14 protein-coding genes are annotated in these 21,738 nt (G+C 40.8%); all 14 read left to right on the forward strand.

Features of this window, described 5'->3' with window-relative positions; translation table 11 throughout:
* The first annotated feature begins 877 nt into the window (after nucleotides 1-877).
* The 14 genes from AACZ88_RS09310 to AACZ88_RS09375 all read left to right on the forward strand — a co-directional run bounded on the left by AACZ88_RS09310 (nucleotide 878) and on the right by AACZ88_RS09375 (nucleotide 21,718).
* Entirely contained in the window at nucleotides 878-4,087 is a 3,210-nt protein-coding gene (locus AACZ88_RS09310) for a SusC/RagA family TonB-linked outer membrane protein (protein WP_339709180.1), read from the forward strand.
* A gap of 11 nt (nucleotides 4,088-4,098) precedes the next feature.
* On the forward strand, nucleotides 4,099-5,601 hold the full coding sequence (locus AACZ88_RS09315; RefSeq protein ID WP_339709181.1) for a SusD/RagB family nutrient-binding outer membrane lipoprotein: 1,503 nt from the start codon (nucleotides 4,099-4,101) through the stop codon (nucleotides 5,599-5,601).
* Nucleotides 5,602-5,621: 20 nt separating this feature from the next.
* Entirely contained in the window at nucleotides 5,622-7,349 is a 1,728-nt protein-coding gene (locus AACZ88_RS09320) for a LamG domain-containing protein (RefSeq protein WP_339709182.1), read from the forward strand.
* A 144-nt stretch (nucleotides 7,350-7,493) separates the two neighbouring features.
* Nucleotides 7,494-9,146: an alkaline phosphatase family protein gene (locus AACZ88_RS09325; RefSeq protein WP_339709183.1), complete on the forward strand. Its 1,653-nt coding sequence runs from the start codon at nucleotides 7,494-7,496 to the stop codon at nucleotides 9,144-9,146.
* Between the two features lie 227 nt (nucleotides 9,147-9,373).
* Entirely contained in the window at nucleotides 9,374-10,324 is a 951-nt protein-coding gene (locus tag AACZ88_RS09330; RefSeq protein ID WP_339709184.1) for an alkaline phosphatase, read from the forward strand.
* 39 nt (nucleotides 10,325-10,363) lie between these two features.
* Complete coding sequence (locus AACZ88_RS09335) at nucleotides 10,364-11,719, forward strand: aspartate aminotransferase family protein (RefSeq protein ID WP_339709185.1); 1,356 nt, start codon at nucleotides 10,364-10,366, stop codon at nucleotides 11,717-11,719.
* Between the two features lie 77 nt (nucleotides 11,720-11,796).
* Nucleotides 11,797-13,008, forward strand: a complete 1,212-nt coding sequence (phnA, locus tag AACZ88_RS09340; protein ID WP_339709186.1) for a phosphonoacetate hydrolase — start codon at nucleotides 11,797-11,799, stop codon at nucleotides 13,006-13,008.
* Nucleotides 13,009-13,030: 22 nt separating this feature from the next.
* Complete coding sequence (phnY, locus tag AACZ88_RS09345; protein ID WP_339709187.1) at nucleotides 13,031-14,458, forward strand: phosphonoacetaldehyde dehydrogenase; 1,428 nt, start codon at nucleotides 13,031-13,033, stop codon at nucleotides 14,456-14,458.
* A gap of 13 nt (nucleotides 14,459-14,471) precedes the next feature.
* Nucleotides 14,472-15,578, forward strand: coding sequence for a 2-aminoethylphosphonate aminotransferase (locus AACZ88_RS09350; protein WP_339709188.1), 1,107 nt, complete (start codon nucleotides 14,472-14,474; stop codon nucleotides 15,576-15,578).
* A 48-nt stretch (nucleotides 15,579-15,626) separates the two neighbouring features.
* Nucleotides 15,627-16,904, forward strand: coding sequence for an MFS transporter (locus tag AACZ88_RS09355; RefSeq protein WP_339709189.1), 1,278 nt, complete (start codon nucleotides 15,627-15,629; stop codon nucleotides 16,902-16,904).
* Between the two features lie 68 nt (nucleotides 16,905-16,972).
* The gene (locus tag AACZ88_RS09360) at nucleotides 16,973-18,193 is read left to right on the forward strand and encodes an FAD-binding oxidoreductase (protein WP_339709191.1); all 1,221 of its coding nucleotides are present in this window, start codon (nucleotides 16,973-16,975) and stop codon (nucleotides 18,191-18,193) included.
* A gap of 11 nt (nucleotides 18,194-18,204) precedes the next feature.
* Entirely contained in the window at nucleotides 18,205-19,218 is a 1,014-nt protein-coding gene (locus tag AACZ88_RS09365; RefSeq protein WP_339709193.1) for a metallophosphoesterase, read from the forward strand.
* A 14-nt stretch (nucleotides 19,219-19,232) separates the two neighbouring features.
* Nucleotides 19,233-20,831 (forward strand): LamG-like jellyroll fold domain-containing protein, encoded by a 1,599-nt coding sequence (locus AACZ88_RS09370; RefSeq protein WP_339709195.1) that lies wholly within the window; start codon nucleotides 19,233-19,235, stop codon nucleotides 20,829-20,831.
* An 8-nt stretch (nucleotides 20,832-20,839) separates the two neighbouring features.
* Entirely contained in the window at nucleotides 20,840-21,718 is an 879-nt protein-coding gene (locus AACZ88_RS09375) for an endonuclease/exonuclease/phosphatase family protein (RefSeq protein ID WP_339709197.1), read from the forward strand.
* Nucleotides 21,719-21,738: the final 20 nt, after the last annotated feature.

The raw sequence follows: 21,738 nt of genomic DNA on the forward strand, positions 1-21,738 counted from the left end.
ATACTAAAAGAATAAAATTTTTTGTCTTATGAAAACCTCAAAGAATATCGCTTATTTATTGTTGTGAATATTGATATTGTTGGGGTGTTTCGAAAATAAGAAACCCACGATCTACCTCTTGTATTGTTTATATTTTAGTCGATTGTGGTATAGCCACATATAACTAACCGTTGAGTCCAACACAAAGATTCCCGATTTTGATAAATTCGACTCAGAGGTAAGACGGTTTATCGATGCACATTGACCTTCTCCAGTTTGTACGCCAACCACGATTTCGGTCTACGACCAGTAGCAAATGAAACGGATAATATCTCCTAAATTCCTGAAGGCTATGGCAAATCGGAACTGGGTCTGATATTTCAGCGGAGAGTAACGGGGAAACCGAGCCCAATAAACTCGACCTCGGAAAGATAATCTACAGTAACGACCTGGTCTAGAAAGGCAGTATGTACTGCAGTCCGTTATCAATTGGTGAACTGGCCAAGTATGGGTGGGTGCAGCACCGGACAAAGAGGGAAGGTTTTTATACACTATAATCTTTTTGTAGTGCACTTTTTATTTGGGTCGAACAATCATAAACTTCAAGGGCCGCTCCTAACTGTTGGTTTGACCTTATTTAATTCATATTTAGCATCGTACCTGCTTTTCTTTCCTTGGTTTGAAGGCCTTAAACGTATTCTGGGTGATATATCCTTAACAAAAGCATAATATTTTGATGTTAAAAAATTTAACTTCAAATAAAAAATACCCCCTTTATTTGCAAAAAAAATTACTTATATGAAAAATATTATTATATTTAGTCACAAAATTATACTATTAGTAAATTTTGAAATCGAAGGCTTTTTAACATTTATGAACCAACCAAATTCTAACAACAATGAACAAAAGTAAAATCAGATACTTCCTGCTGCTATTTACAGGAATGACACAGGTGCTTTCGGCCAATATTTCGGGTGATGCCCCAATTGCGAAAATGGATTTCTCCACAGTTTCGGAAATGCGCTTTCAGGGAACACTTGAAGGAACCGTGATGGATGATCAGAATCTTCCGTTGCCGGGCGCGTCGATTGTAATTAAAGGCACTACAGAAGGTGTGGTGAGTGATTTTGACGGAAACTTTAGCATAGCGGTATCAAGTGGCGATATTATTGTCGTGTCGTATATAGGGTACGAATCAAAAGAAATTGCGATAGCCGATCAAACTCAGATAATTGTTACGTTAGATACTGCAAGTAGCGAGTTGGAAGAGGTTGTAGTGACCGCATTGGGAATAAAGAAAAGTAAAAAACGTATTGGTTATGCGACTCAAGAGGTTAAAGGAGTATCCATTCAAAAGGCAATTACTCCCAATGCGTTGGAGTCTTTGTCGGGTAAAGTTGCCGGACTTACCGTTATTAGTAATGGGGCTGATTTTTTCTCCGATCCAAGTATTTTCTTAAGAGGAGAGCGTCCCTTATTGGTAATTGATGGTGTGCCACAGCCAAATACCGATTTTTGGAATATCAGTTCAGATGATATTGATAATATCAATGTACTTAAAGGGGCAGCTGCATCTGCCTTATACGGTTCGTTAGGTAAACACGGAGCCCTACAGATAACAATGAAAACGGGAAAAGGTACAGACGGTACGGTCATCTCTGTAAATAGCTCAACAACTTTTCAAACGGGCTTTTTAAGAATTCCAAAGGCACAGACGCAATATGGCCCAGGAAATACAGGACGATATGAGTTTGGTACCGGGGCAGCCGGTGGTGGTGGTGTCAATGATTTTGATTATTCGATATGGGGCCCAAAATTTGATGGTAGGCTTATCAAACAATCTGACTCCCCGATTGATCCCGAGACTGGGGAGCGTATTGCTACACCTTGGGTGTCGAGAGGCCCTGATAACCTCGGAAATTTTGTGGAAACCGGCCTGGTTACTTCTAATAATGTTACCGTGCGTTCGAGTTCTGAAAAAGGTAGTTTTATTATTTCCGATACCTATAAATATGCCAAAGGCTCTATTCCAGGTCAAAAATTAGATATTAATACCATTAGACTTGCTGGTAATTTGAATGTATCCGACGTTATTACGGTCGATGCATCGTTGCAATACAATTACCAATATTCAGACAATAGAATACGGGGTAGCTATGGTCCTACTTCGCCTATTTATTTATTGAGTATTTGGGGAGGGGCAAATTTCGATGTCAGAAATCTTGAACATGTATGGGTTCCGGGAAAGGAAGGTATAAAGCAAGATTTTGTAGAGAACTGGCGCTATAATAATCCGTATGCCTTGGCTTATAATTGGAAAAAGCCATGGACGAAGCATGATATACTTACCTACGGTAAAGTGAATTTTAAGATTTCCGATAAGGTGAATGCCTTTGTAAGAAGTTCGCTTAGTACATATTCCTTGACCGATAACGAAGAAATTTCCAAAGATATCTACAACTACGATATTCCAGACAGGGGAGGGCGATTTAGGTACAATGCATCGCGTTATTTTGAAAACAATACAGATTTTCTAATAACCTATAGCGACCAATTCTTTAACGATGATATTTCTTTAGAGGCCACTCTAGGGGGTAATCAGCGCTATTACAATATGCAGAGAGAAAGCGCAAGTACTACCCAGCTTATTGTACCTGAGGTTTTTACGCTTCAAAATTCAGTTGATCAGGTGACACCCACCAGTTCAAAGGAGTCTCAAGGAGTCTACAGTGCCTATGCGGTTTTTGATTTCTCTTATAAAAATCAGATATTTTTTGGAATGACAGGAAGGGTCGATAAATCTTCGACACTGCCAGAGGCAAACGATACCTTTTTCTATCCGTCAATATATTCGAGTATCGTGCTTAGCGATATGATTAAATTTCCAGATTTTGTCAGTTATTTAAAGTTAAGAACGGCTTATGCCCAGGTTGGGGGCGATTTAGGCATTTACGAAGCTACGAATTCGTATTCTACGGATAGATATAGAAATTTACCTACCGCAAATTATCCCGGTACTTTAGAGAATCCCAATTTACAGCCGTCCTTTACAAATTCTTATGAATACGGATTTGAGATGAAATTCTTCAAAAGCAGATTGGGTATCGATTTTTCATATTATAGAAATCAAAATGGTCCACAAATCTTTACGCAACCATTTTCCGATGCTTCCGCCTATAGTGGAATCTTGTTGAACGGAAGAACTACGGAACGAAAAGGACTCGACTTTTCGATCACCGCCTCACCGATACGAACAAAAAATTTCAATTGGAACGCCATTATTAATTTTGACAAATCTAAAAACTACCTAACCTCACTGCCTCCATTGCCCGATGGTACAGTGCCGGAATGGGAGGGCGAATCAGATGCTAATTTTAGAACAAAAGTGGGCACGCCCATTGGTGATTACTGGTATTATGTATGGGAAAAATCCCCGGATGGTGACCTGATCATTTATGAAAATGGTTTGCCAAAAAGAACAGACTTTAAGGTGAATACCGGAAATACACAACCAGATTTTATCGCAAGTATTAATAATTCGATATCGTATAAAGATCTAACGCTTAGTTTTTTGTTTGATGGTAGATTTGGTGGTATAACACAAGATGCTTATGAGCGCGACCTTTGGAGGGCGGGAGGCCACCCCGATGCCATTCACCCTGAAAGGGAATTGTCGAATATTGCCTATGTAAATGGAGGCGATGCCAAAACCATGCAAATTGAAGGTGTTACCATAGTATCTGGTGATGTTACATATGACCCTGACGGAAATATCTTAACAGATACCAGGGTGTTTGAACCCAGCACCTACATGGTTGACTACCAATCTTGGGCTAGCCGGTATAAAGCAGATTGGCCCAGTGTTATTAAAGACAAAACCTTTATTAAGCTTAGGGAGGTAGCGTTAACGTATAATTTTACATCCAAAATATTAGATAAAACCTTTTTTGATTCTGCCTCACTTTCTCTAATAGGTAGAAACTTATTGTATTGGACAAAGGATCACTATTATGGAGACCTAGATACCTATACTTTAAATCAAGGCGATACGGGGTTGCAACTGCCTTCTCAAAGATCGGTTGGTTTTAATCTAAATGTTTCATTTTAATACTGTTAATCATGATAAAAAATATAATTTTTAAGTCAACTATGGTGATGGTGCTCTTTGCGACCTTAAACAGTTGTTTAGACTATGAGGATTTAAGAGATAATCCCAATGAACCCAATTCAGTACCTCCCAGTTTAGTTTTTACCCAAATCGTTCCGGGGCCGACCAGCTCCTTCAGTGGAACTTATGAGAAAATGCAATACCATATGTGGATTGCTACTGATAATGTGTTTTCACCAAATTTTAATGATGGGTATGATGGGTCTTTCGATTATTCAACATTAAGAAACATCATTCAAATGACCGAAGAGGCTGAGGCGGCTGGCGCTCCTGCCTATATCATTCTTGGAAAATTCCTGAAAGCTAGAACTTTTATTGAAATGACTAGGCGAATGGGAGATATCCCTATGTCGGAAGCTGGTCAAGGTATTGATATTCCGCAGCCAAAATATGATTCCCAAAAATCGATTTATATACAATGTCTTGATTGGTTGAATGAGGCGAATCAAGAGCTAGGGGCTTATATTTTAGAGAATCCCGGGGTTACAATCGATGGCGATCCCTATTACGGTGGAGATTTAAAACAATGGCAGAAACTGATAAATGCATATTCACTTAGGGTCTTGATTTCACTGAGCAAGAAAGAGAATGAAGCAGGATTGAATGTGAAAGAACGTTTTGCGACGATTATTAATAATCCTGGTAATTATCCGCTCTTATCGGGCTTGGTAGATAATGCCCAATTGGAGTATAGTAATGAAGACGGTTTTAGACAAACGTACAATCCTGATGAAGCCGTTCGAAAAGAGGCCGTAGTACTAACAAGTACATATTTGAATATTCTTATAAATAATGAAGACCCGAGGCTAATGAAAGTGGCAGATCCCACAAAAGATGCCCTTGATGCCAACCCCGGAAACGAAGCCGCGGTCAGGGCCGATTATAACGCGTATGCAGGAGCTGATATTTCAGGGTCGGCAACAGAGAATTCGTCTAAAAAGTTAGATGGCGACTTTTCTTTTCCAAATGATGAGAGATATTGGAACTATGTGGGGCAACCGGGTATTCTAATGAGTTATTGGGAACAAGAATTGCACATTGCAGAAGCAGCCCATCGCGGTTGGATATCGGTCGATGCAAGTACACATTATGATAATGGCATAACTGCCTCAATGGAATTTTATGGTGTAGATCCTGCTGAAATAAGCAGTTATTTATCAGATAAACAGCCCTATTTAGCCGGGGAAGCAGGTTTGACTAGAATCTTGGAACAGAAGTACTTGGCATTTGCCGAGAATTCAGATCATGAATCGTTCTTTACAACCCGTAGAACCGGGGTGCCTGAATACTTATTTACCCAAGAACATAATAGTATCGACAAATATGCTGTGCGATGGACATATCCGGAATCGGAGGATTTGAACAACAAAAACAACTATAGGGCAGCCTTGGTCTCCCAGTTTGGGTCTGAAGTAGATGATAGGGATCAGGTAATATGGATTCTACAAGATTAACCAACCTTAAAAAACTTACGATGAATAAAATAGATATATTAAGAAAAACTAAAAGGATAGCGCCGCTATTTCTTTTGACCGTACTGTTCATTTCCTTTGGCTGTTCTGACAAGGGCGAAGGCTGGAACGACGAAAGATATTTGGAAAATTTTGAATTTTATCTGTATCATACGAATCCACTTACGGGAGAAGATTATACGCCTGAAGAGCTACTTGAATTAACGTATGACCCCAAAGAAAAAGAAACATACTCTGAAGGTCAAACAGTAGATTTGGCGGTAGTAACCTCTAAACTACCTGCAGAAATTAAGGTGCTTTTAGGAACCGACTTGTCAGTCTTGGAGACCTTGACAGATTTTCCAACTTTTGGCGATAAATTTAAATCTGAAAGTTTTGTGTCCAGTTTAGAAGAACTTGGTCTCTTGGAAATAGGGGATAAAACGACCCTTAAATTTGAAATTCTATATGTCGATGGTTCAATAGGGGCCGCCAACTTTGAAGTTAAGAAAGACAAGTTCTTTGACCCGAATGCAGTGATCGACACTTTTGTTTATTTAAAGAAAAGTACTGGCGAAACGATTCCTTTGGCAATTGACGAAAAAGTGACTTCTAGGGTAAAAGATGCCGCATACGGATCTATAGTTGAGTTTAATGGGAGTGATAATCAGGTAGAGATTTTAGATGTTCCCGAATTGAGTTTTAGGCATGAAGGTGATTATTCTATTGGGTTTTGGGTAAATACTACGTCAACTGATAGTGACCCTGTGATGATCGGTGATCAAGACTGGGGTAGTTCTTCCAACCCCGGACTGACCATAGCCTTTCGTGGTGATAACTGGCGCGTGGCGACTTCAGACGGTGTAACGAAAGCAGATACTGATTATGATGGGGCCTTTAATGATGGTGATTGGCACTATATAGTCACCACTTTTGATCGAGATGGTAGCATGACATTGTATCAAGATGGTGCTTCGGTTGCCACCGCGAGTATGGCAGGCATCGGAAGTTCAAGTAGTGGAAACCCGCTTAGAGTGGGGCAAGACGGTACTGGCGCTTATGGTCAATTTTTTGAAGGAAGTATTGGGGAAATCTCCATTTTTGATTATGTTTTGACTGCGCCTCAGGTAGCTGGCATTTCTTCACCATTGACCGGCGTACAATTGAAGACCCAAGACGGAATCGTCAAAAATTTATCGGTAGCCAATGGCGGAGCTGGCACGGGTAGTGAGAATGATAGGTTCGGGTTTACATTTAATGGGGTAGATCAATATGCTACGATTGATGACTCAGAATTGGCATTTAGGCATGACAGTGATTATTCTATCTCTTTTTGGGTAAATACCACTTCTTCCGATAGTGATCCTGTAATGATCGGTGATCAAGATTGGGGCAGTTCTAGTAATGATGGCCTGACCATTGCATTTAGGGGCAGTAATTGGCGTGTGGCAACTTCAGATGGAGAAGGTAATAAGGCTGATACCGATTTCAACGGTGGCTTTAATGATGGCCAATGGCATTTATTGACAGTGGTTTTTGATAGAGATGCCAATATGGTCATGTACCAAGATGGTAAAGAAGTAGCCAGCACAAGTATGGCCGCAGTTGGGAATACGGAAAGTGGTAATCCATTGCGTTTAGCGCAAGATGGCACAAGCAATTATGGCCAATTTTTCGAAGGTAAGATTGCTGGTGCAGTAATTTACGATTATGCCCTTACCGACGAAGAAGTCGCCGCATTGTTTAATTAAGAGCAAAACTTAATTGGTTGAAAATAGAGTTGAGTTAGTTTAGTTTTTTGAACAAAGAGGAGTTTTAACTGCTCCTCTTTTTTTTCTCAAAAACAGGTATTGGGTAAACTTAAAGGTTTACGGCGATTTATGATAAGCAACTAAATGAAAGAGAATAAAATCTGGATAATTGCGCTGGTATTTTACGGTATAATGTCGTGCTCCAAAAATAACGCGTCAGTAGTTTCGGAACAAGACCCGATCGAGAAGGCTATAGTTAGAAAATTACTTGTAATCGGTATCGACGGTTGCAGACCCGATGCGCTTAGTACTGCGAATACCCCAAACCTCGACGCCTTGATGGCCAACGGAACATACTCTTTAGATGCAAGAAATACAGGAACAACATTTAGTGGCCCCGGGTGGTCGTCAATGCTGACCGGTGTTTGGGAAGACAAGCACCAGGTGATAGATAATTCGTTTACAGGAAATAATTTTAGCCAGTATCCGCATTTTTTTGAAAGAGTAAAGGAAAAATATCCGAATGGGCGTACGGTGTCCATATCGCAGTGGCTTCCTATTAATGAGCATATTGCAGAAGGCAATGTCGATATCCTAAGAAATACTCAAGATTCAAGTGTCGATGTAAAAAATAAAGCTGTCGCCGAACTTGGGATCGACGACTTGAGCGCCTTGTTCGTGCATTTTGATGATGTGGACCATGCGGGTCATAACTCGGGTTTTAGTCCTAATAACACCACATACTTAAATGCTATCGAAACGGTTGATAGTGCGTTGGGAGAAGTTATTTCTGCTTTAAAGGAACGAAGTAATTATGCTGATGAGGAATGGGTCATAATTGTAAGTACCGATCATGGCGGAATTGGTACCACTCATGGAGGAGACTCGGAAGAAGAGCGTACTGTGTTCATGATTGTTAGTGGAGACAAGGTCCCGAATAAAAAGATTGCCAAAACAACCACGGAAACATCCCTTCCGCCGGTAGCAAACTGTTTAGGTAGCGCCACAGAACTTTTTTTTGATTTGGATACAAGAATTGGAATACCCAATAACGAAATTCATAACTTCGGTGATGCCCAAGACTTTTCCATAGAGTGCCGCATGAGAAGCACACTCCCCAATGATGTGAGTATCGTAGCTAAAAAGAATTGGGAAAGTGGCCTCTTGCCCGGGTATGTTTTTTCTTTTAAGCCCAATACTAAAAATTTCAAGGTTAATGTAGGGGATGGTAGTCATCGAGTAGATGTCGAGGCAGGTGTTGTTACCGATAACGAATGGCATACCCTCAGCGCAACTTTTGATAGGGATGGTGATCTATCGGTTTATGTCGATGGCGTTTTAGAAAATAGTGCTTCCATGTCTGCAATAGGAAATATAGATAATAGCCTCCCTTTTACGATTGGTGCCGATGGTAACAGTGCATTTGGGTACAGTGGTTATATTTCAGAAGTACGTGTTTTTAATACTTTGTTAAATGGGGTGGATATTGAAAATTGGAAATGCAAAGTGCTAGATAGCACTCATTCAAAAGCAGAAAATTTAGTCGGTCATTGGAAACTGACGGATGGGGTGGGGGAGAATATTGAAGATTCAAGTCCTTTTGGGGCTGACGGAGTGCTTACAGGGGGGGCTTGGGAGGATGCCACTGTTGATAAAATCACTGTAGTTTCCAACTACGACAATACTCCCCGTACCATCGATGTGGTAAAAACAGCCTTAAATCATCTCTGTATACCGGTGCAGCCAGATTGGAATATTGAAGGGCGCTCTTGGCTAAATACCGATTGTTCAAATTAGACTTTGATGGGTACTTTGAATAAGAATGAAAATTTAATAAACGAAGATAGCGTAAAGTGAGTCATTTAGCCATTGTGATTATAGTAGGGCATACGTTGGAAGACTATTTTTTGATGGCAATAAATTTGTGTCGCTATTGAATGGATTCTAGAAATGAAAAAGTAAAATAATAATCGGGATATAATTCTTAACCCAAAGTTTATATGTGTTTTAATAAATTGCAAACTATGAAGAAAATAAAAAAAATCGTACTGTTTTTGTCTGTAATGTTTGTGTATTCCGCTGGTAGTGCACAATCCGATGAATTGAAAAGACGTGTTAAACATGTGGTGGTCATTGGTTTTGACGGACTTAGTCCTGACGGGCTAAAGAATGCCAAGACACCTCATTTTGATCAAATTATTGAAGAAGGTGCCTCAAGCATGCATGCTCGTGGAGTGCTGCCGACCAGTTCAAGCACCAACTGGGCTACCATGATTATGGGGGCAGGGCCAGAGCAACATGGTATCACATCCAATGGGTGGAAGGTTAAAGATCACGTACTTCCGCCGGTGATTGAAGATGATAAAGCTATATTTCCTACCATCTTCAATATCGTAAACAAGCAGCTGCCAGACGCTGAGATAGGGGCCATTTATGATTGGGGCGATTTTGGTCGTCTGTTTGAGAAATCTGCAGTAGATTATGATATCAGTCCGAAAACTGCCGAGGAGACCGCTAAAGCGGCGAGTGACTATATTGAAAATAAAAAACCCACTTTTGCCTTTGTGCATTTAGATCATGTGGATCATGCGGGGCATGAGTTCGGTCATGGCACTAAGGAATATTATGCGTCTGTTGAGGTTGCCGATAAACTTTTAGGTCAAATTATGAAAGCCATTAAAAAGGCGGGAATGTCAAAAAATACAATGGTTATTCTCAGTGCTGACCATGGCGGTTTTGAAAAAGGGCATGGAGGCGAAACCCTCGGGGAAATTGAAATTCCATTTATCCTTTGGGGAAAAGGAATAAAGAAGAATTTTAAAATACCGAATGCCGTTTATCAATATGATAATGCAGCAACCGTGGCATTTGCTTTAGGACTTAAAGCACCTTGGGCCTGGATCGGTAGACCTTTGAAAATGGCTTTTGAAGGTTTCGAAATCGACGACCCATATCCAATTGTAGAAAAAAGGTAAAACATATCAAATACTGGAAACAGTTTTTTTAATCTAAAGATGGATAACAATAAAAGAACGGAAGGGGATATCAATTCAACTCCTGAACGAAAAAAATGGGACGCCAAAATTGATGAAGAAACCAGAAAACTGCTTGAGAAAGATGCGCGTTATTTCTTGCACCAGTCGATGTCAACACCTTGTCTCGATGTTCTGCAGCACTGCGAAGGTGCTTATATCGAAAACCTTTCAGGAAAGAAATATTTAGATTTTCATGGCAATAATGTGCATCAGATAGGGTTTTCGCATCCAAGACTCATCCAACGAATTACCGAACAATTACAGACCCTTTCTTTTTCAACTAGGCGTTACACCAATGAGCCCGCCGTTGCTTTCGCGGAAAAATTGGCTTCTTTGGCGCCTTCGAACTTAAATAGAATATTGCTGACCCCCAATGGCAGCTCGGCTGTCGGTATTGCATTGAAATTGGCCAGGGCAATCACGGGAAAGCATAAAGTGGTTTCTTTTTGGGACTCTTTTCACGGTGCCTCACTAGACGCCATAAGTGTGGGCGGGGAATCGGTTTTTCGAGATCGAATTGGTCCGCTTATGCCGGGTGTGGTTCGTATTCCGCCACCAGTGGAGTATCGGGGAATTTTTGAAGGCAATGAAGCTAAAAGTTTAGAGTACCTAGAGTATGTGCTTTCCAAAGAAAATGATATTGGAGCTTTTATTGCCGAAACAATTCGTAATACCGATGTGCAAATACCATCGCCCAACTTCTGGAAAACCGCCCGTCAACTTTGCAATAAACACGGCGTCTTGTTAATTCTTGATGAAATTCCAATTGCCCTAGGGCGTACCGGAAAAATGTTCGCTTTCGAACATTATGAAATAGAACCTGATATTCTTTGTTTGGGAAAAGGATTAGGTGGGGGGATATTTCCGCAAGCCGCAATTATAACGCGCGACGACTACAACCAATTCGGCGATATTTCGTTGGGTCATTACACCCATGAAAAAAGTCCATTGGGCGCTGCGGCAGGTTTGACCGCACTAGAAATTTTGGAGGAAGAACGCCTTATGGAAAAAGTTGCCGATGATGCGGTCTTTATGCGGGAAGAGTTAAAAAAACTCAGCCAAAAATATGAACTTATTGGAGATGTTCGGGGTATAGGGTTGCTCTGGGGTGTCGAGTTGGTCGAGAATAGGCAAACCAAGGAAAAGGCAATAGATGCAGCCGAGCAGGTGATGTACGCCTGTCTGGAGCAAGGGCTTAGTTTTAAGGTTTCGGCTGGTAATGTTTTGCAGCTCTCCCCTGCACTTACCATTTCAAGGGATGACTTAAAGAAAGCGCTTCAAATAGTAGATAAAAGCTTGGCAATAGTACAGCATAATAAAAAAAATAGTAGATAAATACTACAGTAATTTTACTAATAGTAAAAATATTGTATTTTAGTGCAAAATTAAAAAGATAACAGACTCAATAACAAATGAAAATCAATAACAGAGATTATCCGGATCAAAAGAAAACTATAATTGGCATCTGCATGGATGGTACTTCCTATCCATATTATGAGGGGGCAAAAGAGGTAATGCCCAACTTGCAGCGCTTTATTAAAGAAGGTTCCATGGGAATGGTCAAAAGTGTCATTCCGTCATTTACCAATCCGAACAATATGGCCATTGTTACGGGGGTCCCTCCCAAGGTTAATGGAATTTGTGGTAATTTTTACTGGGATACCGAACTTCAGGAAGAAGTCATGATGAATGACCCCAAATACCTGAAAGTACCGACTATTTTATCTGAACTCAGTCAAAACGGACGAAAAGTGGCCGTAGTAACCGCAAAGGATAAATTGCGTAAAATGTTGGCGCATAACCTTGATGGGATTTGTTTTTCCGCAGAATTTGCGAATGATGCTACCAAAGAAGAAAATGGTATCGATAATGTAGAGCAAGGTTTAATGGGTAAGGAAAGACCCGGAATTTATGACCCTTATATATCGGTCTATTGTATAGAAGCTGGTGCCAAATTGTTGAAAAGGGAGCACTTCGATGTAATGTACCTGACTACAACCGATTTTGTACAGCATAAATATGCCCCTGGTAGTGCCGACGCGAACGACTTTTTATCAAAAATTGACCATTGGTTGGGTGAATTGGATAAACAAGGCGCTATTATCGGGGTCACCGCAGATCACGGCATGCAGGCAAAAACAAATGCCGATGGTTCTCCAAAAGTACAGTTCATCGAACAACTGTTGAACGAACAACAAATTAAAACAAGGGTGATATTGCCAATTACCGATCCTTATGTCGTACATCACGGGGCCCTTGGCGGTTATGGCACCTTATATTTGGAAGACAAATCACAATTAAATGCCGCAAAAGACTATTTGTTAAGTCTTGATGGTATCGAAACCGTATTGACAAATGCCGAGGCGGTAGAGCGGTATGAACTTCCTGGGGACCGCATTGGTGATTTAGTTGTTTTGTCAGATGCAGCAACGACTATCGGTAGAACCCCCGAATGGCACGACTTAGAAAAGGTTAAAGAAGGCCTTCGTTCTCATGGCAGTGAACATTCTCAAGATGTTCCCATGATTTTTAATAAAAAGTTGAATGCAGAATACCAAGAGAAACTAAACTCGGGAAAAAGCCGAAATTTTGATTTGTTCCATTACTTGAGCAACGGATTTTAATTCACCAACTTAATATTTAACCATGATAGAATTTGGAAGTATAATCAACGGAAAGCAAGTAAAAGGTGATGAATGGATCGATGTTTTTAATCCCTATACCAAGAAAAAGGTTGGGCGCGTTTCATCAATAAATCTAAAGGATCTCGATAAAGTTTTGAGAGATACCAAGAACACAAAAATTACACTTACCCGTTACGAACGCTATGATATCTTGAATAAGATAGCAGATGCACTAGAGGAACGGGTCGATGAGGTAAGTAAAATGATTACGGACGAAACCGGCTTGTGTTATAAAGATACCCGTTATGAGGCTAGTAGGGTTTCTGATGTTTTGCGGTTTTCAGCTATGAAGGCGCTTGATGATGACTCGGAGGTTTTTCCTTGTGATGTATCGAAGAATGGGAAACCTAGAAGAATATATACTACAAGGGTGCCTTTGGGCCTGATTAGTGCCATTACCCCATTTAACCACCCAATGAACCAAGTGGTGCATAAAATTGCCCCGGCCATTGCTACCAATAATACAGTGGTTTTGAAGCCTTCGGAAAGAACACCCTTATCTGCATACTATTTTGCTCAATTGGCTTTAGACTGTGGGCTGCCACCTAATATGTTGAATGTGATAAACGGCGCCGATATTGATGCGACTGCAGAAATGATGACCGTGCATCCAGATATTACAATGGTTTCCTTTACAGGAGGAAGCAGGGTAGGTAAAATTATTGCTTCGAAGGCAGGATATAAGAAACTGGTTTTAGAACTCGGGGGAAGTTCTGCTCTACTTGTGCTGGAAGATGCCGATATCGATGAGGCTGTGGAGGTAACTATGTCGGGCACTTTTAAAAATTCGGCCCAACGCTGTACAGCTGTGCGAAGAATATTGGTACATGAAAGCATTGCAGATACCTATGCCGAACGGTTGGCAAATCGCGTCAAAGCACTCAAATATGGTGACCCCTACGATGAGAATAATGATATGGGTACCGTAATTACCGAAGCATCGGCCAAAGAAATGGAAGCACGGGTACAAGACGCCATCGATAATGGCGCTGTCTGTCTTGCGGGACATAAGAGAGAAGGGGCTTTATACGCACCGACTGTCTTGGATCATGTGCAAAATGCCCATGAAGTTGTGGCAAAAGAGACCTTTGGTCCTGTAGCACCGATCATTCGATTTAAAACGCTTGACGAGGCCATTGAAATAGCCAACGATACGCCTTACGGCTTGTCGGGCGGTGTGGTGAGCAACCATTGGCCTTCGATCCAAAGAGTTATTACCGAGTTGGATACCGGAACCGTCAATGTCAACGAAGCCCCGAGCTACCGATTGGAATGGACGCCCTTTGGAGGTGTAAAAGATTCCGGACTTGGTTATAAAGAAGGGGTAATCGAGACGATGAAAGGATACACTTATGTAAAAACATATTCCCTGCCTTGGGATATCGCTTAACGAATTAATTAGTATGGAAATTAAAAGAAATGTATTATTGAATCCGGGTCCGGCTACGACGACCGATTCGGTTAAATTGGCACAAGCTGTTCCTGATATCTGTCCACGGGAAAAAGAATTTGGAGATTTGATGGGGTTTTGTGCAACCGAAATCACGAAGTTCGTTGGTGATCCTGAAACCTATGCCACCGTTCTATTTGGGGGGTCTGGCACGGCAACTGTAGAGGCAATATTGAATTCGGTAGTTCCTGAAGATGGTAAAATACTTATCATCGATAATGGTGCCTACGGGAAAAGAATGCGTCAAATAACAAGCATTTATCACATTGATACGGTTGCTTTTGAATCTTCTTCTATCGCTCCTATTGATTTAAAAGCTTTAGAAGATGCGATTGAAAAGGAAGCGGGGCTGACCCATTTGGCCATGATCCACCACGAGACTACAACCGGTCTTTTAAACGATATTACGGCCGTAGGTAAACTTTGCAAAAAGTACGGAATTAGTTTTATCGTTGATTCAATGAGTGGTTTTGCGGCCATTCCTGTTGATATGAAGGCCATGAATATCGATTACTTGGCGGCAAGTTCGAATAAGAATATACAGGGTATGGCAGGTATTGGTTTTGCTATCTGCAATAGAAAAGTACTTGAAACAACGGCATCCATAGCACCAAGAAGCCTGTACCTGAATCTTTACGCGCAATATGCCTATTTTGAAAAGACCCATCAGACAAGGTTTACGCCTCCGGTACAGACTTTTTATGCCCTAAAACAGGCTATTTTGGAAACCCAGGAGGAAACCATAGAAAAACGGTATGAAAGATATGGTCGTTCTTGGGAAACATTGCTTGAAGGATTGGAGAGATTAGGGTTGGAATATTTAATCGACAAGAAATACCACTCGAAAATCATCACTTCTATCATCGAACCCGATAGTGCAAAATACAACTTTGAGGAAATGCACGATTTCTTTTTCGAAAGAGGGTATACGATTTATCCGGGAAAGGTAAATAACTATGATACTTTTCGTATTTCTAACATCGGACAAATAGATCATACCGACATAGAAGGCTTTCTGAAAATATTGGAGGCCTATTTAAAGCAAATAGATTTCATATAGACCATTACCGAAGATATTTGAATTTGTAAAACCAACCCAACCCTGCATATGGCATTGACAGCAGACCAACGTTCTTGGAGAAAAAGAATCTTTATTTTAACATGGCTTGCGTATGCAGGATTTTATTTTGGAAGAAAAAACCTTTCTGTCACATGGAGTTCCATGGAAGCAGATCTGGGGCTCGATAATTCAGATTATGCGACGATTATCTTTATCTATAGTCTTGTATATACGATAGGTCAATTTTTAAATGGTTATCTGTCGGATACATTTGGTCCGCGCAAAGTAGTTTCTGTGGGCCTTTTCTTGGCCGCGATCGCCAACTTATGTTTGGGATTCTCATTTTCTATAGGAATTATTATTTTTTTAATAGCGGCCAATGGCTATGGTCAATCAACGGGATGGAGCGGACTTATTAAGAACATGACACCTTGGTTTCGTATCAACGAAAGGGGTATCGTTATGTCGTGGTGGTCTACTTGTTATGTTACCGGCGGGTTTTTGGCTACCGTTTTTGCGACCTATGTTGCTTTTGATATGGATTTTCTTTCGGAACTGGGGTGGAAAAGAGGCTTTATTTTTCCTTCTTTGGTCCTTTTTGTAATCGCACTGCTGTATCTTCTCTTTACGAGGAACAATCCTGAAGAGGTAAATGTGCCCGTAATTGTTGAAGATAAATACGAGTTCAAAGGGGAATCGAAAGGGGAAAAGTTGAAAATTTTGGCATTGCTTATCAAAAATAAATCCCTTTGGATTTATTCCAGCTGTTATTTTATCTTGAAAATGACCCGCTATGCTTTCCTCTTTTGGTTGCCTATTTATCTTGAGAAGGGGTTGAATTATGAGGTTAGCGATGCCGGGTATATTTCGTCGGTATATGAATTGATAGGTTTTTTCGGGGTAATTATTGCGGGATATAGTTCTGATAAAATTTTTCGCTCTAAGCGGTTCAGTACTGTTGCTATCATGCTTTTTGCCCTAGGTTTGGCCTGTTTGGCACATCCGCATTTAGCTCCCCTGGGAAAATGGGCAACGGTATTCAGCATAGCGATGATAGGGATATTTACTTATGGCCCTGATTCTTTGATTTGTACTGCGGGATCTATGGATGTTGGTGGAAAAAAAGGGGCCGCCATGGCCGCCGGTATTATCAATGGTGTCGGGTCGATAGGGCAAATGATTTCCGGATTTGTTGTTATGGCGATCAATGTGCGCTTCGGTTGGGACAATCTTTTTAATTTTTTCGTTGTAATGGCTTTTCTTGCAGGTGGGCTGGCCGCACTGAAATGGAATCATAAAAGTATCGATAAACAGATTATAACCTAAAGTTTGATCCCTTATCTACAGAGGGAGCGAAACAACAAAGAACTATTTTGAATAAAAATAACGAGACCATGCTGAAAGCCAACCTTGTAATCGTAGGTGGAGGTATTTTTGGCTGTGCCATAGCATATTATTACTCCCGCAACAACCCCAATAAAAAAGTTATTTTGTTGGAGCGTAATGAGCTTAATAATGCCGCAACGAGTAGGGCAGCTGCACTCATGACGATGGTGCGATCTAAACGTTCTTATATTCCCCTGACCATAGAAACATTTAGGGTGGCCAAAGAAATGGAACGCGAGTTAGGTGAAACCCTCGATTTCAAATATTCGGGAATGATGCACGTAGCTGCAAGTGAAGCCAAAGTGAAAGAACTTGAAGAGTTGATGCAGATTGCTCGGGAGTATGATCAAGAGGCTTATTATATTTCACCCGAAGAGGCACATGAAAAAGTTCCTTGGCTTAAAACCGACGAGGCTTTGAAAATTGGATTTGTTCCCAATGAAGCCTATTGCGACCCTTATATGCTGGGTACTTTTTTTGCCCGATGTGCCAAAAAACAGGGTGCTGAAATCCGATTGGGTGTTGAGGCCCTTGAATTGATAAGAACTGGCAATAAAATTGTCGGGGTTAAAACCTCCGAAGGAAATATACATGCCGATTGCGTTATCGATGCTGCAGGTGTATGGGCGCCCATTTTGGCCAATGACATTGGTGTCGGAATTCCGATGGCTCCGGTAAGAAGTCAATATTGGATTACGGAACGGGCCGATAGCTTTCCGCTCGATTCGCCAATGGTATTGCTGCCCGATGCTCAGGCATATGCCCGTCCTGAAGGGGGAAGTCTTCTCTTTGGTATCCGGGAAAGTAAATCTGTGGTGGCATCGCCTAAAAATGTGCCGCGAGACATTTCTGATTTTGTTTTCAGTGATGACGAAGGCATGAATGACTTGATTGACAATGGGGAACGATTGGCACGTTTTTTTCCAGGTTTCTATGACATAGGTATAAAACACTATGTGGCAGGTTTCTCAGGATATACACCCGACTCTCAACTGGTTTTGGGAGATATACCGGGTGTAGAAGGATTTTTGATCGCCTCAGGATGTTGTGGGGCGGGTATTTCTGTTGCGGGCGGTGTTGGTCTGGGAATGGCCGAATTGGCAGCTGGACGGATCCCCCCTTTTGATTACTCAGAATTTAGTGTAAAAAGATTTGGAGCGGTTGACTCCTTTTCAGACGATTGGCTTGAAAAATGTGCGGCTGCACGTTCAAATAAAGTAAGTGGTTGAATAAAAAAGAAATGGAGAGAAATGACAAGAAAGGACGTCGCAATTTTATGACCAAGTTCGGATTAGGTGCCGCTGCAATGGGCCTAGGCAATATTAATTCGTTTGCTTTTGCTCCGAGAGTAGGGGCCGAGGTGACAAAATCGAAACCTGTACGAATAGGTTTTATAACCGACGTGCATCATGGTTTCTGCAAAGATGGGCTGGAGCGCTTGGAAAAATTTATTGACGATGCTTCCCAACGAGAGCTAGATTTTATAATTCAAGGAGGCGATTTTTGCCATCCCACTCCCGAGGGGAAAGAGTGTATTGATCTTTGGAATTCCTATCCCGGGGAGAAATACCATGTTTTGGGCAACCATGACATGGATAAAGGTACGAAGCAACAAGCTATCGATTTTTTCGGGATGCAAAGCAATTATTATTCCTTTGACAAAGGTGATTTTCATTTTGTGGTGATGGACGGTAATTATATTATGGAAGATGGGGAATATAAAGACTACGGCAATGCCAATTTTTATATTGAACAGCAGCGTCGAAGCTTGGTCAACCCTGAACAGATTGAATGGCTGAAGGAAGATTTGGCTAAAACCGACAAACAGTGTATTATTATATCGCATCAGGCTTTTGATGAAATTTGGGACGGTTGGTCTTCACCAAGCAGGTTTGCCGTACGTAAAGTAATCGATGACGCTAACAATCGTACAGACTTTCAAAAGGTAATCGCCTGTTTTTGTGGTCATCACCATGTTGATGATCATAGTTTTATCAATAACGTTCATTACTTTCAAATGAACAGCGCATCGTATTTTTATGTAGGATCGGGGTACGGTTCCGACGATAGCAGGGCCATGTATGAAGATTCGCTTTTCGCATATTTGACTTTGGATCCTACCGGTTCGATTCATATAGAAGGAAAGGAAAGCAAATTTGTACGCCCGACCCCATTAGAGAAAAACCATCCTGATGCACCAAGGCTTTCTGCTTCGATAAGTAGTAGAATAGCACAATTTTCACCATTAAAATAATTGAAAATTTCAATATGAATCTAACTAGAGTATTTGTTGTTTTCGCGTTACTTGCGTTTTTGAATTCATCCAATGCGCAGGACCCCAACTTTTATTTGAGTTTTGACTCCGACGTTTTTAAAGAGAACATCGTTTCAAAAGAAGATGCCGTTTATATGGTCGATCTTCAACAATCGCAATTCACGGAAGGTCTAATAGGTAAAGCACTGGATCTCTCGGCAAATGCGGCATTGAGACGACCCATAAAATTGGAAGAAGGTGAATTACCGAATTTTGATTCACAGACCTCTTTTTCGATACAGATTTGGGTCAAAACTTTGCCAGCTGCCAAAATGGGAACGCCGATTATGGGCAATAAAAAGGCAGATGAAACCTCCGCTATTGGTTGGCAGATTTATACGCAGGATAATGGTGCGTGGGCGTTGCAATTAAACGACGGGAAAAGTAGCCATAGCTATAAGCCAACGGCAGAAAGACAAAGTGTGAACGACGGGGAATGGCATCAAATCGTCGTTACGGTACAACGGGAAAAACAAGAAATTTGGTTGTACTTTGATGGGGAAAATGTAGCCATTTACAATACCCCTGGTTTGGGCAACCTAGAAACTGAACTGTCGACTGTTATAGGCGGATCTGACGAAAAATGGGAATATGGTTCCTATGGACAATGGAACGCTTTTAACGGATTTATTGATGAGGTAAAGGTCTGGAATAGGTCACTGGCACCTACGGAGGTGAATAGCCTATATAGCCAATTTTATCCAAATACAGAAAATGAGATAGTAAAGTACGATCCAAAACATTTGAAAGTATTGACTTGGAACATTTGGCATGGCGGGCATCGGTATGGTAAAGAAGTCGGTGTAGCACGTGTAATCGAAACGATAAAATCAACCAATGCCGATATTGTGGGACTTATTGAAACTTATGGGTCTGGAGAGCTAATCGCAGATGCTTTGGGCTATCATTTTTATTTGATCAGTTCGAACTTGTCCATAATGAGCCGGTATCCTATTTCGGAGACCATAAAAGCTTTTAAACCTTTCAACTTTGGTGGGGCAAAATTAAAAATCGGTGCAACAAAAGAATTAATTTTCTTCGATACATGGCTTCATTATCTGCCCGATTACAGTGTTAGTATCATTAAAGAGAATAAAAGTGCAAAAGAATTGATAGCCGATGAGTCGGCCACACGTCATTCGGAAATCAAACAAATATTAAAGGAAATCAAGCCTTTTTTGAAGAATGATAAAACCGCACCCGTAATTATGGTGGGTGATTTTAATATGGGTTCCCATTTAGATTGGGTGGAGCGAACAAAATCCATTCATTATAATAAAAGTGTAGCCTGGCCCGAAAGCAAAGAAATGATGAAATCGGGCTTTATAGATAGTTATCGAGAATTGCATATCGACCCATTGCTAGACCCTGGGTTCACTTGGACTCCGCGGGCGGCCACGTCGTCAGATAAGTACGGATTGCGTGACAGAATTGATTATATCTATTACAAGGGGGACTCACTAAGTGCGATTGAATCAAAGGTTATCGATTATCACCCCATAATGTTTCCTTCCGATCATGCCGCCGTACTAACTGTTTTTCAACTAAATTAATACTTGCCATGAAAGGTTTGTGGTTTTTTTTATGGGGAGGCTTTCTTTTTTTGAACACTTCATTTTGTCAAAATACGGCTAATGAGTTTTCTGTTATTTCCTATAATGTCTGGAATGGTTTTGAAAGTCAAGTGGCACGTCGTGATACATTTGTACAATGGGCTATTCGTCAAGATGTAGATGTGATCGCTTTCCAAGAGCTGAACGGATATACCCAAGATTCCCTTGAGAAACTGGCAAGAAAGTGGGGGCATCCTTATGCAGCGATCGCTAAAGAAAATGGATATCCGGTCGGAATTTCTTCCAAGCATCCAATTACAAATATTCACCGGCTTATGGAAGGTATGCATCATGGAGGTCTGTATGCCGAGATAAATGGAATTAATTTTTTCGTTGCCCATTTTTCACCATTAAGTAGCTCAAAAAGGTTGGTAGAAGCTAAAGCCGTTATAGCACTGTTGGAGCAAAAAAATAAACTAAGGGAACGGACTATAATCTTGGGCGATTTTAATGCTTTTTCTGCTCACGATAGTTTATTCTACAAAAGTACCGGCTTGAGGGAGAGAATGTATCTTAAACAGAAAGAAAACCCGAAGCTTCGAAATCTTAATCATAGCAATAAAATTGACTATCAAGTCATAGATTCTTTTCTTGAAAAAGGATTTTTTGATAGTTTCTCGTTGTATCATAAAGAATTTGACTCCAGTTTTCCTACCAAGGTGTTTCCCTCGGTTTCACCTGATGATTATGTAAAAATTGATCATATGTTGCTTTCAAAAAAAATGAAAAGAGCTTCTGTTGATGTCGTCTTGATTAAAGATTCGGTTACCGATACTTTATCCGATCATTACCCGCTTAAGACTATTTTTAAGCGCAAAAAACAATGAATGGGAAATGGCCTGAACGA

The sequence above is a fragment of the uncultured Kriegella sp. genome, from assembly GCF_963975415.1.
Taxonomy (GTDB): domain Bacteria; phylum Bacteroidota; class Bacteroidia; order Flavobacteriales; family Flavobacteriaceae; genus Kriegella.

Bases quoted from the DNA above. Each gene is read 5' to 3' on its own strand.
- AACZ88_RS09310 (WP_339709180.1), top strand. From the start codon at position 878: ATGAACAAAAGTAAAATCAGATACTTCCTGCTGCTATTTACAGGAATG.
- AACZ88_RS09315 (WP_339709181.1), top strand. From the start codon at position 4,099: ATGATAAAAAATATAATTTTTAAGTCAACTATGGTGATGGTGCTCTTT.
- AACZ88_RS09320 (WP_339709182.1), top strand. From the start codon at position 5,622: ATGAATAAAATAGATATATTAAGAAAAACTAAAAGGATAGCGCCGCTA.
- AACZ88_RS09325 (WP_339709183.1), top strand. From the start codon at position 7,494: ATGAAAGAGAATAAAATCTGGATAATTGCGCTGGTATTTTACGGTATA.
- AACZ88_RS09330 (WP_339709184.1), top strand. From the start codon at position 9,374: ATGAAGAAAATAAAAAAAATCGTACTGTTTTTGTCTGTAATGTTTGTG.
- AACZ88_RS09335 (WP_339709185.1), top strand. From the start codon at position 10,364: ATGGATAACAATAAAAGAACGGAAGGGGATATCAATTCAACTCCTGAA.
- phnA (WP_339709186.1), top strand. From the start codon at position 11,797: ATGAAAATCAATAACAGAGATTATCCGGATCAAAAGAAAACTATAATT.
- phnY (WP_339709187.1), top strand. From the start codon at position 13,031: ATGATAGAATTTGGAAGTATAATCAACGGAAAGCAAGTAAAAGGTGAT.
- AACZ88_RS09350 (WP_339709188.1), top strand. From the start codon at position 14,472: ATGGAAATTAAAAGAAATGTATTATTGAATCCGGGTCCGGCTACGACG.
- AACZ88_RS09355 (WP_339709189.1), top strand. From the start codon at position 15,627: ATGGCATTGACAGCAGACCAACGTTCTTGGAGAAAAAGAATCTTTATT.
- AACZ88_RS09360 (WP_339709191.1), top strand. From the start codon at position 16,973: ATGCTGAAAGCCAACCTTGTAATCGTAGGTGGAGGTATTTTTGGCTGT.
- AACZ88_RS09365 (WP_339709193.1), top strand. From the start codon at position 18,205: ATGGAGAGAAATGACAAGAAAGGACGTCGCAATTTTATGACCAAGTTC.
- AACZ88_RS09370 (WP_339709195.1), top strand. From the start codon at position 19,233: ATGAATCTAACTAGAGTATTTGTTGTTTTCGCGTTACTTGCGTTTTTG.
- AACZ88_RS09375 (WP_339709197.1), top strand. From the start codon at position 20,840: ATGAAAGGTTTGTGGTTTTTTTTATGGGGAGGCTTTCTTTTTTTGAAC.